Consider the following 15,560-nt stretch of genomic DNA (forward strand, 5'->3'; position numbering starts at 1 on the left):
TTTTAACAATACTTATTTAATTAAGAAATAAATTGTTTAATTTAAGTAAAAAATAAAATTATGTTTACAATTGCTCAAATACACGAAGCTCATGATAAAGTGAAATCAGGAGCAGATTTTCCGAAGTACATTCAGGAAATTAAAGCATTAGGTGTTATAGGTTTTGAAACTTTTGTTGAAGATAGTCGTACTCAATATTTCGGATTAGAAAATTTCAAAACAGAGTCGGAACCAATGTATGCTAATTTAGAAATTAATGCTAATTCTAATAAAGCAGAATTTATTGAAAGACTCAAAAAACATCAACGAGGAGAAACCGATTATTTTAAGTTTTGTAAAGACTGTGCCGAAACAGGAATTGAAAAATGGATAGTTTCTTTAACGGAAATGACTTGTATCTATTACGATAAAAATGGAAATGAAATTTTAGTGGAGCAGATTCCATCTTAATTGCATAATAAAAAAAACCGTTACAATTTGTAACGGTTTTTTTGTCTATAATCTATTTTCTTTCTTCTTTTCTCTGAAAATTACAAGTGAATTACCTCACCATAAGCATCAGCAACCGCTTCCATAACCGCTTCACTCATTGTTGGGTGTGGATGAACTGCTTTTAAGATTTCGTGACCTGTAGTTTCTAATTTACGTGCTACAACTGCTTCCGCAATCATATCGGTAACACCAGCTCCAATCATGTGACAACCTAACCATTCACCATATTTAGCATCAAAAATTACTTTTACAAAACCATCAGGCGTACCAGCTGCTTTTGCTTTACCTGAAGCCGAGAATGGGAATTTACCAACTTTAATTTCGTATCCTTTTTCTTTAGCTGCTTTTTCAGTTAAACCAACAGAAGCAATTTCTGGAGTGGCATAAGTACAACCCGGAATGTTTCCGTAATCTAACGCTTCAACATGCATGCCTGCAATTTTTTCCACACATAAAATTCCTTCAGCAGAAGCTACGTGAGCTAAAGCTTGACCAGGAGTAACATCTCCAATAGCGTAATAACCAGGAACATTAGTTTGGTAATAATCGTTTACTAAGATTTTATCTCTGTCAGTAGCAATACCAACTTCTTCTAAGCCAATTCCTTCAATGTTTGTTTTAATTCCAACAGCTGATAATAAAATATCTGCTTCTAAAACCTCTTCACCTTTTGACGTTTTTACAAAAGCTTTTACTCCGTTTCCAGAAGTATCAATTCTTTCAACAGAAGAATTTGTCATTACATTAATTCCAGCTTTCTTTAACGAACGCTCAAATTGTTTTGAAATATCTTCGTCTTCAACAGGAACAACATTCGGCATGAATTCAACAATAGTAACTTCAGTTCCCATTGAGTTATAGAAATGTGCAAACTCAACACCAATAGCTCCAGAACCAACAACAATCATTGATTTTGGTTGCTCTGGTAAAGTCATGGCTTGGCGGTAACCAATTACTTTTTTACCATCTTGTGGTAAGTTAGGTAATTCTCTTGAGCGAGCACCGGTTGCCACAATAATATGATCTGCACTATATTCTGTTACTTTACCATCGGCTGCAGTAACGTCAACTTTTTTACCAGGTTTTAATTTACCAAAACCTTCGATAACGTCAATTTTATTTTTCTTCATTAAGAACTGAACACCTTTACTCATTCCATCAGCAACAGAACGAGAACGTGCAATTACAGCGCCGAAATCTTTCTCAACATTGTCAACTTTTAAACCATAATCAGAAGCGTGCTTTAAGTAATCGAAAACTTGAGCCGATTTTAATAATGCTTTCGTAGGAATACATCCCCAGTTTAAGCAAATTCCGCCTAAGTTTTCTTTTTCAACTACAGCAACTTTAAATCCTAATTGCGATGCTCTAATAGCGGTAACATAACCACCAGGACCACTTCCTAAAACTATGATATCGTATTTCATTTTAAATAAATTATTCAGTTTGTTTATTTGTGTTTGCGAATTTAAGAATTAATTTTTTAAAAGTGATTAGTAAATAGTCAATAGTGAGAATTTAAATTTTTAAAGATTTAAATTATGGAATTACTTTACCTTTTAATTCATCAGGTACTTCATTAAATGGAGTTTTATACATCATATTATTATACAAGCTTAATTCTCTCCAGTCTTCTAGTTTGTAATAATTTTTAATATTTTTACCAGAACGTTGAATAATTTCCATAGACAATCTCATTTCAACAGCTTCATAATCTAAGGCAACATTCCCTTCTAAATGTTTTACTTTATCATAAGTTGTCGCAATTCTTTTAAATGGTGTACCTCTTTCAAAATAATTCCAATGAGTTGCTTCATCTTCATAATAATGGACTTTAAAGACCGTAGCACTAAATCCTCTAAAAGCAGGAATTCTTTTTTCATAATCTTTTAAAGGTATTTCATCTTTGATTTTATAAAAACCTTTTCGTATAGCCCATATAATGTCATCAACAAAAAGAGGGCCTGTAAAAGGCTCTGACTTTATAAAATTCTCTTCTGAGTAATTTTCTTCATTCTCAACTACATAATTATAAGGATATATAATTAAATGAAAAGTATTTGATAAATCATCTTCTGAAAAATCACACATATTAACGACTTTCGCATATATATATCCTAGGTTATGATTTAGTTTTATTTGAATTATATTTCCACTTTTTAATACTATTCTTTTCATTTTGAATTATGAATAAAATTAATTATCAACATTAATACTAAACTGTGAATCGTATAATTTTCTATAATAACCATTTTCATTTTGAAGCAATTCAGTATGCGAGCCTTTTTCAACAATTTGGCCTTTATCCATTACAATGATTATGTCTGCATTGATGATGGTTGCCAATCGATGGGCGATAACAATTGAAGTTCTATCTTTTGTAATCGTTTCCGTTGCTTTTTGAATCATTTCTTCCGAATGTGTATCAATAGAAGAAGTGGCTTCATCTAAAATTAAAATACTCGGATTGCTAACATACGCTCTCAAAAATGCTATTAATTGGCGTTGGCCCGATGAAAGCATAACACCGCGTTCTTTCACATTGTATTGGTAGCCATTTGGTAAACTCATAATGAAGTTATGAATACCAATTTTCTTGGCAGCGCTTTCAACTTGTTCTTGAGTAATTTCAGGATTGTAAAGTGTAATGTTGTTATAAATGGTATCGGCAAACAAGAAAACATCTTGCAAAACAACAGCAATTTGTTTACGTAAACTAGATAATTTATAATTTTGAATAGCTTCTCCTTCAATAGTAATTTTTCCTGAATCAATTTCATAAAAACGATTCAATAAATTAATAATAGTCGATTTTCCGGCACCAGTGCTTCCAACAATTGCAATAGTTTGTCCCGCTTTTACTTCAAGGTTAATTCCTTTTAAAACTTCTTCTCCTTGAATGTAACTAAAGCGAACATTTTCCAACTTAATATTTCCGTTGAAATTATTCGCTTCGAGAGTTCCTTTATCTTGAATTTGGCTATCTGTTTCTATAATTTCAAAAACACGTTCGGCTGCGACAATTCCCATTTGCATTACGTTAAATTTATCCGCAATTTGGCGTAAAGGATTGTATAACATTGGTATATACATGTTGAAGGAAATTAAATCTCCAATAGTAGTTGAAAAATCTCCATTAATTATGAATAATGCACCAAAATAAACGACTAGACCTAAAGTAATATTCGAGATTATATCGGCAATAGGGAAGAAGATGGAGTTATAAAGTATGTTTTTTAACCAAGCTTTATTGTGACGTTTATTAATTTCTTCAAACTTTTCCGCTTCAATTTTTTCACGATTGAATAATTGAACAATTTTCATTCCTGTTAATCGCTCTTGAACAAATGTATTTAGATTTGCCACCTCATTTCGAACTTCGTTAAAGGCTACTTTCATTTTCTTTTGGAAAATATTTGTAGCATATAAAATGATTGGCATAATAGCAACAACAATAAATGAAATTTTCCAATTTATATAGAACATAAAGACTAAAGTGATAAGCATTTTTAATACATCACTAACAATCATGAACAATCCTTGACTAAAAATACTTGCTATCGATTCGATATCGGAAACTGTTCTGGTAACTAATTTACCAACAGGTTCGTTATCGAAATATTTCATCTTAAAGCTTGCAATATGATGAAAAAGTTTATCACGAATGTCTTTAATGATATCTTGACCTAACCAGTTTGCCCAATACGTAAAGAAGAATTGCATAACAACTTCGGCAACTAAAATTACAGCCATCAAGCCGACAAAAAAAATAAAATCTGACTTATCTTGAGCGTTGTTTAAATACTTATCCACAATTTCTTTGAATATATAGGGACGAGTAGCAGCAAAAATGGACAACAATACAGCCCAAATAATAACCCAATTAAACCTTGATTGATAAGGTTTTGTGTATTGCATTACTTTTCTTAAAGGTTTTGAGCGAATGATGTTCATTTATTCAATTATGAGTTTTTTAATTAATTATTCATTGTCAATTATTAATTGATATAAGGATATTCCACTTTTACTAAATATAAACCATGAGCAGGAACTGAAAACCCTGCTTTACTTCGGTCTTTACTTTCAATTATATTTTTGAAATCTTCTAAAGATATTTTTCCAATGCCAATATTTATCATTGTTCCTACAATGGCGCGAACCATGTTTCGTAAAAACCTATCTGCTGAAACGGTAAATTTCAATTGGTTCTCGTTTTGTTCCCACTTAGCTTCATAAATTTTACAATTGAAAGTGTGAACATCTGTATGAACTTTTGAAAAACACTCAAAATCGATATAGTCAAAAAGAATTTTACACGCTTCGTTCATTTTGTTAACATCTAATTTTTGATGTTGGTACCAACTACCTTCATTTATAAAAGCATCTTTAAAAGTGTGAATATCATATTCATACGTTCGTTTTGTAGCGTCAAATCTAGCATGAGCTTCATCATCTACTTTTATAAAGTCAAAAACTACAATGTCTTTTGGTAAAAAAGAGTTTATTTTTTTGACTAAAATTGGAGAATCAATTGCTTGCACAATATCAAAATGCGCATACATTTCTTTAGCATGAACACCGCTATCAGTTCTTCCTGCCCCAACAATTGAAATTTGCTCTCTTAATAAAAGCGATAATGCTTTTTCTAAAGTTTCTTGTACCGAAACAGCATTGGGTTGTATTTGATACCCAAAATAATTTTTTCCGTTGTAAGCAAACTTTATAAAATACCTCAAAATGTGAATTCAAAAAAATATAAGTGGCAAATTTACAAAGAAAATAACTACTTAGTTTTAAAGTTTTATTAAATATGATTTTGAATGTTTACTTTTGAATAGAATATAGATTTATGAAAAAAATCCTTCTACTTTCAGATACACATAGCCATATTGATGACCAAATTTTAAAATATGTTCATCAAGCTGATGAGGTTTGGCATGCGGGAGATATTGGAGATTTGATTGTTACTGATACTTTAAAAAAGCAGAAGCCTTTAAGAGCTGTTTTTGGAAATATCGATAATCATGAAGCACGATTAGAATTTCCATTACACAATCGTTTTGTGTGTGAAGGAGTAGATGTTTGGATAACGCATATTGGCGGCTATCCTGGAAAGTATAGTTCAGCGATTCGAGAAGAAATTTTTAAAAATCCGCCAAAGCTATTTATTTGTGGACATTCACATATTTTAAAAGTTCAATTTGATAAAAATTTGAATTTACTACATATGAATCCTGGAGCAGCTGGAAAACACGGATTTCATCAAGTGCGAACAATGCTTCGTTTTGAAATTGTTGGTGAAAAAATACAAAATTTAGAAGTTATCGAGTTGGGGAGAAAATAAAAAAATCCGAAACCAATAGTTTCGGATTTTAACGCACTAATAAACTAAGATGTTAGGTTTATCGCAATCGATCCACAGATTTTACAAGATCTTCGTCCTTTTTTATGGCCTTGTTAGCTAAAACAAGCATCACGATAGAAATGGCTGGAAGATAGACCCCAATTCCGTTCTCAGAGACTTCTGTCTCTCCGGGAAAGCTTAGTGTTCGATACACAAAAAATCCTAGTAAAATAAAGTTCAATATTATATTCAATCTGTTTAAAACAAATTGGTTTTGTCTATTCTTAAAACTAAAAATGCTTATTAAACCTAACAAAGCAATTAATCCAAATAAAATTAAGCTTATTGTTGAGTCTGTAAAAAAAACTGCTTTTGCATTTTCATCTGTCCACAATGGAAAAACAAACGGTAATACTGCCGAAGCAATAACACATATTAAGATGTATATAGTTTGTATTCTTTGAAGCATTTTTAGATAAATGAGGAGCAAAAATATAGTTTCTTTTTTTAAAAAACTATTGTTTTATACATTTTTATTTGTATTATTGCAGTACAAAATCGTAAGTACTTCATTCTACGATTTCTAAGGCGTCAAAAAATCTCGATCATTTTTTTAGCACAACTAGCATTCAATTAAAACATATTAATTTATTATATTACCTACTATACATGTTTGATATAGAAGTATTAAAGGAGATGAAACTCCCAGACTTGCAAGAAATTGCAAAAGCAGCACAAGTAAAAAAATATCGTTCTTTAAAGAAAGACGAATTAATTTACCAAATTTTAGATATGCAAGCTGCAAATCCAGAAAAAGTTAAAAGTGATGAATCTTTACAGACTGACTCTTCAGCTCAAGATTTAAAACCAAAAAGAGCAAGAATTAAAGTTAGCAAAGAAGATTCAGAGCAGCCTAAAAAAGTAGCTCCTAAAAAACAACATACTGAAAAACCTAAAGTTTCAGAAATAAAGGAAAAAGCGCCTGAAGTTAAGGAATTAGAGATTAAAGATTTAGAAGTTAAAAAAACTGAATCTCCAGCTAAAGAGCCTCAAGAAGAAAGAAAAGCCGAATTTCGTCAACAGCAAATTCAGAAGGCAAATCAAAACAATCCAAATCATCCTAGTTACAAAAAGAATAATCAAACGAATGCTTCAAATGGTAATTCAAAATCGAATTATCGAGAACCAGATTATGAATTTGATGGAATTATCGAAAGTGAAGGTGTTTTAGAAATGATGCCAGATGGTTATGGTTTTCTTCGTTCTTCAGATTATAACTATTTAGCATCTCCGGATGATATTTATTTGTCACAATCTCAAATTCGTTTGTTTGGGTTAAAGACAGGAGATACTGTTAAAGGTGTAGTTCGTCCACCAAAAGAAGGTGAAAAATATTTTCCATTAGTTAAAGTTTTAAAAATTAATGGTCATGATCCACAAGTAGTTCGCGATAGAATCTCATTTGAACATTTAACACCAATCTTTCCGAAAGAAAAATTCAATTTAGCTGAAAGAGGTAGTACTATTTCAACAAGAATTATTGATTTGTTCTCACCTATTGGTAAAGGACAACGTGGTATGATTGTAGCACAACCTAAAACTGGTAAAACTATGTTACTTAAGGATGTAGCGAATGCAATTGCTGCAAATCACCCTGAAGTTTACATGATTGTATTACTTATTGATGAGCGTCCAGAAGAGGTTACCGATATGCAACGTAGTGTAAAAGCTGAAGTTGTAGCATCTACTTTCGATAGAGAACCACAAGAACATGTTAAAATTGCAAATATCGTTTTAGAAAAAGCAAAACGTTTAACAGAATGTGGGCACGATGTGGTTATTTTATTAGATTCAATTACACGTTTGGCACGTGCTTATAATACAGTTCAACCAGCATCAGGTAAAGTATTGAGTGGTGGTGTTGATGCAAATGCATTACAGAAACCAAAACGTTTCTTTGGTGCAGCACGTAACGTTGAAAATGGAGGTTCATTGAGTATTATTGCAACTGCTTTAACTGAAACGGGTTCTAAAATGGACGAAGTTATCTTTGAGGAATTTAAAGGAACGGGTAACATGGAACTTCAGTTAGACAGAAGAATTGCAAACAAACGTATTTTCCCTGCAATTGATTTAGTTTCATCGAGTACTCGTCGTGACGATTTACTTTTAGATGAGAACACTATTCAAAGAATGTGGATTATGCGTAAATATTTAGCAGATATGAATCCTGTTGAAGCTATGGATTTTATTCACGATCGATTTAAAAAGACTAGAAATAACGAAGAATTCTTAATTTCTATGAATGAATAACAAAAAAAATCCGGTTCAATTGAATCGGATTTTTTTTTGTTTGTTTTATAATTAAATTTTAATTCCTGGAGGTAACATTTCTTTGTATCTTCTATTTTTTCTGAAGAATGATATGATTTTTGCATGCGTAGGGACTACTTTAAGTTTACGTTCTTCAGCAATTTCTAAAACATTTCTTAGAAAATCAGATTGCAATTCTTCATCTTCATTACCATTACAACAAAACTTAGTTAAAAATATTTTTCTTTCTTGAAGAGAATATTCAATAGTAACAAGCCCTGTTTCGGTGTTAATTTCAAATTGACGTAATAGTTCGTTATCTTTTATTTCCATAAGTAGGTTAAAATAAATGATTATTAAAAAAAGAATCCCAAATTCTTATGTATAAAGGAAGAATTTCTAAAAATCTCTGCAAAGTTACTAATTTTAGCTTCAATATCAAAGTGTTATACTGTTTTGTTGATTTTTAAAGCAAAATTTTAATAAAAAAATAGCATTTCATTTTCGGTAAAATAAACTAAAAACTGCTATTTTTATGAAAATTTGAATGGTTTTGAAAATTCCTGTTTATTTTATGCCTGGTATGGCTGCCAGTTCTACAATTTTTGAGAACATAAATTTACCAGAAGATCAATTTGAAGTTTTTTTATTAGAATGGTTTGTTCCAAATGACAAAGAAACGCTTAGTGAATATGCAAAGCGAATGACACAGAAAATAAAACATGAAAATCCGGTGTTAATAGGTGTTTCCTTTGGTGGTATTTTAGTTCAAGAAATGAGTAATCATATTCAAGTTAGGAAGCTGATTATAATTTCTAGTGTAAAGAGTAATAAAGAGCTGCCAAGGAGAATGAAAGTTGCCAAACAAACAATGGCATATAAATTGATTCCAACACGATTGTTGTCTAATGTTGAGGTGTTAGCAAAATATGCTTTTGGTGATAGTGTTTCAAAACGAATACAATTGTATGAGAAGTATTTGAAAATGCGAGATAAGAAATATTTGGATTGGGCAATAGAAAATGTTATTTTGTGGAAACAAACCGAGCCAAAGATCGGAATTGTTCATATTCACGGCGACAAAGACGAAGTTTTCCCTGTAAAACACATAAAAGATTATATTCCAGTTAAGAATGGAACACATATAATGATTATTAATAAATACAAATGGCTAAACGAGAATTTGCCAAAAATAATTCTTGAAAATTAAACCTTAAACAATGAGAAAGATTGTAATGATTGTTGGAGTTTTAGTTGTTAGTGGAATTTTCATTTTTGCTACTACAACTCAAAAAAAAGAAACAGTTCATGTTGATTATCCTAAACAAATGGATTTTGCAGGTGAAGTTGTTCCATATCAAATTGTGGATGTGCAAGAGCGCTTAGATAGAGAAATGGTTACTAATATGAATTACCATACTAATACTACGTTAGTTTTAAAACGTGCTAATAAAGTATTTCCAATAATCGAACCTATTTTAAAGAAAAACGGAATTCCCGATGATTTTAAATATTTAGCGGTAATCGAAAGTAGCTTGGTAAATGCTGTTTCTCCAGCCGGAGCACGTGGCGTTTGGCAATTTATGCCTGCAACTGCAAAAGAAAAAGGTTTAGAGGTTAATGATTATGTTGATGAGCGTTATGATTTAGAAAAATCGACACAAGCTGCTTGTGAATATTTATTAGAAGCAAAAGCAAAATTTGGAAATTGGACTTCTGCTGCGGCATCTTATAATGGCGGAATGGGCGGCGTTAGTAGAAGATTAGAAGAACAACAAGTTGAAAGTTTTTACGATTTATTATTGCCAGAAGAAACATCACGTTACGTTTTTAGAATTTTAGCATTAAAGGAAATTATGAAAAATCCTTCTAAATACGGATTTGATATCCCACAAGAAATGTTGTATAAAGATTTCCCAACGAAAACAATCGAAATCGATTCAACGATAAATGATTTACCAAGTTTTGCAAAAACACAAGGGATAAATTACAAACTTTTAAAATATTATAATCCGTGGTTGCGCGATAATAAATTGATTAATAAATCGCGAAAAGTATATCAAATCGAAATTCCAACAAGCGGATATTAATAGATGAATACAAATAAAATGACATTACAAACAATACTATTGTTAATTTGCATTGGTTTAGCTGCTGGAATTTTAAGTGGATTGGTTGGAGTAGGCGGCGGAATAATTATGGTTCCTTTGTTAATTTACTTTTTTAGGTTTAACCAACACGAAGCGCAAGGAACAAGTTTAGCGGTTTTGGCAATTCCAGTTACAGCAATTGCAGCTTTTAATTATTATAAAGAAGGATATCTCGATTGGCGCTATGCCGGAATAATTGCTTTGTGTTTTATTGTTGGTGGTTATTTGGGAAGTAAATTTGCAGTAACAATCGATCAAAAAGTTCTGAAGAAGATATTTGCAGTAATTCTGCTTTTAGTTGCAGGAAAAATGTTGTTTACAAAATAAAAAAGCACCTTTTAAAGGTGCTTTTTTATAATTATATTTTTTTCATTTGTTGTTGCATCATTTTAATTTGATCTTTCAACATATTGTGTTTGTCTAATTTTTTAGCTTCATTCAATAAATTAGTAGCTTCAATCTTTCTTCTTTTTGTCATTGCAATTCCTGCTAATTGAAGTTTTGCTAATGCTAAATCTTGATCCATAGATAAACCCAATTCAATTGCTTTTTTAAAGAATTTTTCAGCTTGCGTTAAATTTGTTTGCGAAACCATAATTCCATTCAAGTAATTGTAATAACCTTGTTGTTTTTGAACTAAAGCGCCTTCAGGGTTTTTAATTTTGTCTAACCATTTTTTTGCACCGTCCATATCTTGCTTTCTCAACTTGAGAAAAGCCATTAAAATTAATTCGTTTTTAAAATATAAAAAGATTGGAAGCGTAGCTAACAAGATTAAGAATATTCCATTTCCAATGTTGTTTTCTGTAAATTGATATATTGCAAATGCAACGATTAAAGCGGCTAATACTAATTTAATATTTTTGTTAAACATATTCTATAATTTTAATGAGTTGCAAAGGTAACAAAATCAATTAAAAATATTTTTAAAAAAGTACTTGCTAATGAAAAAAGTCTTTGTATATTTGCACTCGGTTTTCGAAGAACGGTAACCATAGAGTTTTTAAAGAGATTTTTATTTATAGTTTTAAAAAATACAAGCAATGAGTAAGAGAACATTTCAACCATCAAAAAGAAAAAGAAGAAACAAGCACGGTTTCATGGATAGAATGGCTTCTGCTAACGGAAGAAAAGTGCTTGCTCGTAGAAGAGCTAAAGGAAGACACAAATTAACTGTTTCTTGTGAACCAAGACACAAAAAATAATGTTCTTTTGCCTAGCATAAAATAGAGGTGTTACTTTTTATTAGTAGCACCTTTTTTTTATATTTGAATTTTGACACTAAACACAACAACTTAAATAACAACACACTACAATGCCAAAAGACAATTCTATTAAATCGGTTTTAATAATTGGGTCAGGTCCTATTGTTATTGGACAAGCCTGTGAATTTGATTATTCTGGATCACAATCTCTTCGTTCACTGCGTGAAGATGGAATTGAAACTATATTAATTAACTCCAATCCTGCGACAATCATGACAGATCCTTCAATGGCTGATCATGTTTATTTAAAACCGCTTACAACAAAATCAATTATCGAAATTTTAAAAGCGCATCCGCAAATTGATGCTGTTTTACCAACAATGGGTGGGCAAACAGCGTTAAATCTTGCTATTGAAGCTGATGAAAAAGGAATTTGGAAAGATTTTGGAGTAAAGTTAATAGGTGTAGATATTGATGCTATTAACATTACCGAAGATAGAGAACAGTTTAGAAACTTAATGGAAAAAATTGGTGTTCCTATGGCACCACAAGCTACTGCAAATTCATTCTTAAAAGGAAAGGAAATTGCTCAAAAATTTGGTTTTCCGTTATGTATTCGTTCTTCTTTTACTTTGGGTGGAGCAGGAGCAGCAATTGTTTATGATGAAAAAGACTACGATAAATTATTAACTCACGGATTAGAGGTTTCTCCAATTCATGAGGTTATGATTGACAAGGCATTATTAGGTTGGAAAGAATATGAATTAGAGTTATTACGTGATTCTAATGATAATGTAGTGATTATCTGTACTATCGAAAATATGGACCCAATGGGAATTCATACAGGAGATAGTATCACGGTGGCACCTGCAATGACACTTTCAGATACTACGTTCCAGAAAATGCGTGATATGGCGATTCATATGATGCGTAGCATTGGAGATTTTGCGGGTGGATGTAATGTACAGTTTGCGGTAAGTCCAGATGAAAAAGAAGATATTATTGCGATTGAGATTAACCCACGTGTATCGCGTTCATCGGCATTAGCAAGTAAAGCAACAGGTTACCCAATTGCAAAAATTGCAACGAAACTGGCTTTAGGCTATACCTTAGATGAATTAAACAATCAAATTACAAAATCGACTTCGGCTTTATTCGAGCCAACATTAGATTATGTAATTGTAAAAATACCGCGTTGGAACTTCGATAAATTTGAAGGAGCTGATAGAACATTAGGACTTCAAATGAAATCAGTAGGGGAAGTAATGGGAATTGGACGTTCGTTCCAAGAAGCCTTACACAAAGCAACGCAGTCTTTAGAAATTAAACGTAATGGTTTAGGTGCCGACGGTAAAGGTTACAAAAATTACGAACAAATTATTGAGAAGTTAACGTATGCGAGTTGGGATAGAGTTTTCGTAATTTATGATGCTATTGCGATGGGAATTCCATTGAGTAGAATCCATGAAATCACGAAGATTGATATGTGGTTCTTAAAACAATACGAAGAATTATTTCACTTAGAAAAAGAAATTTCAAATTATAAAGTAGATACGTTACCAAAAGAATTATTACTTGAAGCGAAGCAAAAAGGATATGGTGATCGTCAAATTGCGCACATGGTAGGATGCTTGGAAAGTCAAGTGTACAAATTGCGTGAAGAAATGGGCGTAAAACGTGTGTACAAATTAGTAGATACGTGTGCGGCTGAGTTTAAAGCACAAACACCTTATTATTATTCGACTTTTGAAGCAGAAATTGAAAAAGCAGATGGAACTCGTTATGTAGCGAATGAAAGTATCGTAACAGATAAGAAAAAAGTGGTTGTTTTAGGTTCTGGACCAAACCGAATTGGGCAAGGAATCGAGTTTGATTATTCATGTGTTCACGGCGTTTTAGCAGCTAAAGAAGTGGGATATGAAACCATTATGATTAACTGTAATCCAGAAACGGTTTCAACAGATTTTGATACGGCTGATAAATTATATTTCGAACCTGTATTTTGGGAACACATTTACGACATTATTCAACATGAGAAACCAGAAGGTGTAATTGTTCAGTTAGGTGGTCAAACGGCTTTAAAACTAGCTGAAAAATTAGACAAGTATGGTATTAAGATTATAGGAACTTCTTTCGAAGCGTTAGATTTAGCGGAAGATAGAGGAAGATTTTCTGAATTATTAACGGAATTAAAGATTCCATTCCCTAAGTTTGGTGTAGCTGAAAATGCTGAAGAAGCTTCAAAACTTGCCGACACATTAGATTTTCCATTGTTAGTGCGTCCTTCGTATGTATTAGGCGGACAAGGCATGAAAATTGTCATCAACAAACAAGAACTAGAAGAGCACGTAATAGAGATTTTAAAACATATTCCGAATAACAAATTATTGTTAGATCATTATTTAGATGGAGCAATAGAGGCGGAAGCAGATGCGATTTGTGATGCAGATGGAAATGTATACATCATCGGAATTATGGAGCATATCGAACCTTGTGGAGTGCACTCGGGCGATAGTAACGCAACTTTACCGCCATTTAACTTAGGTGAGTTTGTGATGCAACAAATCAAAGATCATACGCATAAAATTGCAAAAGCTTTAAAGACTGTTGGTTTAATCAACATTCAGTTTGCCGTAAAAGACGATACAGTATACATTATTGAAGCGAATCCAAGAGCTTCTCGTACGGTTCCGTTTATTGCAAAAGCATATGGCGAACCTTATGTAAACTATGCAACGAAAGTAATGTTAGGCGAGAAAAAAGTAACAGATTTTACGTTTAACCCGCAGTTAAAAGGCTATGCAATTAAGCAACCAGTTTTCTCTTTCAATAAATTTGCAAACGTAAACAAAGCTTTAGGACCAGAAATGAAATCGACAGGTGAAAGCATTTTGTTTATCGACGATTTAAAAGACGACCAATTCTACGAATTGTACTCAAGAAGAAAAATGTACTTAACAAGATAAAAACAAAAACCTCCGCATTTGCGGAGGTTTTTATTTTAGTTTGCACGGATTTTAAATCCGCGCTATCGAGGTTATACATTGTTGAAAACAGTTTTTATTCAGTTTTTCTCATTTCCATTTTGATTCCACTTTCATCTAAATAAAATATTATTTTACCATTAATTTCCTTAATTAATATTCCCATAATAGAGAACCTGTCTTTTTCATTTCCGATTTTCACGTATTGACTTTTTTGTTCAAGTTTCCATTTAGTTCCGTTAGTCATTTCGGTTATCATTCCGAACAATTCAGATTTAGAAGTTGTGGTAAGTTCAAAATTTCCGTTTTGATTGAAGACAAAAGTCGCGTTTTCAAATCCGTTTATCATAGGAACGAATTCTTGGTTTGTCGGTTTTTCAATCAATCTTACTACTTTCCATTTTCCGCATAGATCTTTTTCAGTCAGAGTTTGTCCGAATACGAATGAACTTAAAGAAATTAAAAAAACGAAGGTTAAAAATTTTCTCATAGGTGTTTTTAAATTGTTTAGAACGACCTGCTAAACGCAGTTCTATGATTTTTGCGTAAATATAAGAAATTTGTTGAGCAATTATCCGATTATAGATCTTCCGCTTAACAATCGGATAATTGATTGTCCAATAGTAAACGTAGTTTACGTAATTGGTTCAAATTTCGGTTATTGGGAGCAAAAATTATAGGACCAAATTGCTTATAGCTTATGTTAGTACACGTTTTCCCTCGATGGGCAGTTAAAGCTGTATTATAGCAAATATTCCTGGCAATTTGGTTTAGCAGGTCGTTAGAACACATTTCTTTTGGGGTGGGATTTAGCGCAGCAAAATATAGCAACAAAAGTCAGCTTTAGCTGAATGTGTTCTAACGGTCTTGTATATGAAAAGTAGCGGGTTTTATGCACTAACTTTTCGGATTATAACTGACCTCTAATTTATTTATTTTGTTTCGGTTAAGCGATTAAACCGCTATTTTTTATATACGTTGTTAGCACAAGTATATTGATTTCGTTCATAATGTTATATCTTTTTATTAATTAGGCTAAAAACAATCTTTAGCTACGCTTTAGTGCTATTAT

16 protein-coding genes are annotated in these 15,560 nt (G+C 31.9%); 8 read left to right on the forward strand and 8 right to left on the reverse strand.

Features of this window, described 5'->3' with window-relative positions; all coding sequences use genetic code 11:
* The first annotated feature begins 60 nt into the window (after positions 1-60).
* The gene (locus KK2020170_RS07670; protein ID WP_221257751.1) at positions 61-450 is read left to right on the forward strand and encodes a DUF1398 domain-containing protein; all 390 of its coding nucleotides are present in this window, start codon (positions 61-63) and stop codon (positions 448-450) included.
* A gap of 80 nt (positions 451-530) precedes the next feature.
* On the opposite strand, the gene lpdA is transcribed toward KK2020170_RS07670, so the two are convergent.
* The 4 genes from lpdA to truA form a co-directional block, all read right to left on the reverse strand.
* Entirely contained in the window at positions 531-1,919 is a 1,389-nt protein-coding gene (gene lpdA, locus KK2020170_RS07675; protein WP_221257752.1) for a dihydrolipoyl dehydrogenase, read from the reverse strand.
* A 112-nt stretch (positions 1,920-2,031) separates the two neighbouring features.
* Positions 2,032-2,670 carry an Imm26 family immunity protein gene (locus KK2020170_RS07680; protein WP_221257753.1) on the reverse strand — a complete coding sequence of 213 codons (639 nt, stop codon included), beginning with the start codon at positions 2,668-2,670 and terminating at the stop codon, positions 2,032-2,034.
* 18 nt (positions 2,671-2,688) lie between these two features.
* Positions 2,689-4,446, reverse strand: a complete 1,758-nt coding sequence (locus KK2020170_RS07685; RefSeq protein WP_221257754.1) for an ABC transporter ATP-binding protein — start codon at positions 4,444-4,446, stop codon at positions 2,689-2,691.
* 44 nt (positions 4,447-4,490) lie between these two features.
* A complete protein-coding gene (truA, locus tag KK2020170_RS07690; RefSeq protein WP_221257755.1) occupies positions 4,491-5,228 on the reverse strand; it encodes a tRNA pseudouridine(38-40) synthase TruA in 738 nt (245 codons plus the stop codon).
* A 113-nt stretch (positions 5,229-5,341) separates the two neighbouring features.
* Here truA and KK2020170_RS07695 point away from each other — a divergent pair, with 113 nt between their 5' ends.
* Complete coding sequence (locus KK2020170_RS07695) at positions 5,342-5,836, forward strand: metallophosphoesterase family protein (RefSeq protein WP_221257756.1); 495 nt, start codon at positions 5,342-5,344, stop codon at positions 5,834-5,836.
* 58 nt (positions 5,837-5,894) lie between these two features.
* On the opposite strand, the gene KK2020170_RS07700 is transcribed toward KK2020170_RS07695, so the two are convergent.
* On the reverse strand, positions 5,895-6,305 hold the full coding sequence (locus tag KK2020170_RS07700) for a DUF4293 domain-containing protein (protein WP_221257757.1): 411 nt from the start codon (positions 6,303-6,305) through the stop codon (positions 5,895-5,897).
* 200 nt (positions 6,306-6,505) lie between these two features.
* On the opposite strand from KK2020170_RS07700, the gene rho reads away from it, so the two are divergent.
* Positions 6,506-8,149, forward strand: coding sequence for a transcription termination factor Rho (gene rho, locus KK2020170_RS07705; RefSeq protein ID WP_221257758.1), 1,644 nt, complete (start codon positions 6,506-6,508; stop codon positions 8,147-8,149).
* A gap of 51 nt (positions 8,150-8,200) precedes the next feature.
* Here rho and KK2020170_RS07710 read toward each other — a convergent pair whose 3' ends face one another.
* Entirely contained in the window at positions 8,201-8,482 is a 282-nt protein-coding gene (locus KK2020170_RS07710) for a GNAT family N-acetyltransferase (RefSeq protein ID WP_221257759.1), read from the reverse strand.
* Between the two features lie 241 nt (positions 8,483-8,723).
* Between KK2020170_RS07710 and KK2020170_RS07715 the strand changes: the two genes are divergently transcribed.
* From KK2020170_RS07715 to KK2020170_RS07725, 3 genes are read left to right on the forward strand one after another with little or no spacing between them, the layout of a single operon-like run.
* Positions 8,724-9,359 carry an alpha/beta hydrolase family protein gene (locus KK2020170_RS07715; protein ID WP_390641494.1) on the forward strand — a complete coding sequence of 212 codons (636 nt, stop codon included), beginning with the start codon at positions 8,724-8,726 and terminating at the stop codon, positions 9,357-9,359.
* 10 nt (positions 9,360-9,369) lie between these two features.
* Positions 9,370-10,239 (forward strand): lytic transglycosylase domain-containing protein, encoded by an 870-nt coding sequence (locus KK2020170_RS07720; protein WP_221257761.1) that lies wholly within the window; start codon positions 9,370-9,372, stop codon positions 10,237-10,239.
* Positions 10,240-10,257: 18 nt separating this feature from the next.
* Positions 10,258-10,626 (forward strand): sulfite exporter TauE/SafE family protein, encoded by a 369-nt coding sequence (locus KK2020170_RS07725; protein ID WP_221260010.1) that lies wholly within the window; start codon positions 10,258-10,260, stop codon positions 10,624-10,626.
* Positions 10,627-10,657: 31 nt separating this feature from the next.
* Here KK2020170_RS07725 and KK2020170_RS07730 read toward each other — a convergent pair whose 3' ends face one another.
* Positions 10,658-11,173 carry a DUF2892 domain-containing protein gene (locus tag KK2020170_RS07730; RefSeq protein ID WP_221257762.1) on the reverse strand — a complete coding sequence of 172 codons (516 nt, stop codon included), beginning with the start codon at positions 11,171-11,173 and terminating at the stop codon, positions 10,658-10,660.
* Between the two features lie 169 nt (positions 11,174-11,342).
* On the opposite strand from KK2020170_RS07730, the gene rpmH reads away from it, so the two are divergent.
* Positions 11,343-11,504 carry a 50S ribosomal protein L34 gene (gene rpmH, locus KK2020170_RS07735; protein WP_007136275.1) on the forward strand — a complete coding sequence of 54 codons (162 nt, stop codon included), beginning with the start codon at positions 11,343-11,345 and terminating at the stop codon, positions 11,502-11,504.
* A gap of 110 nt (positions 11,505-11,614) precedes the next feature.
* On the forward strand, positions 11,615-14,470 hold the full coding sequence (carB, locus tag KK2020170_RS07740; protein ID WP_221257763.1) for a carbamoyl-phosphate synthase large subunit: 2,856 nt from the start codon (positions 11,615-11,617) through the stop codon (positions 14,468-14,470).
* Between the two features lie 94 nt (positions 14,471-14,564).
* On the opposite strand, the gene KK2020170_RS07745 is transcribed toward carB, so the two are convergent.
* On the reverse strand, positions 14,565-14,978 hold the full coding sequence (locus tag KK2020170_RS07745) for a hypothetical protein (protein ID WP_221257764.1): 414 nt from the start codon (positions 14,976-14,978) through the stop codon (positions 14,565-14,567).
* Positions 14,979-15,560 lie beyond the last annotated feature (582 nt).

This window comes from Flavobacterium okayamense (assembly GCF_019702945.1).
Lineage (GTDB): Bacteria > Bacteroidota > Bacteroidia > Flavobacteriales > Flavobacteriaceae > Flavobacterium > Flavobacterium okayamense.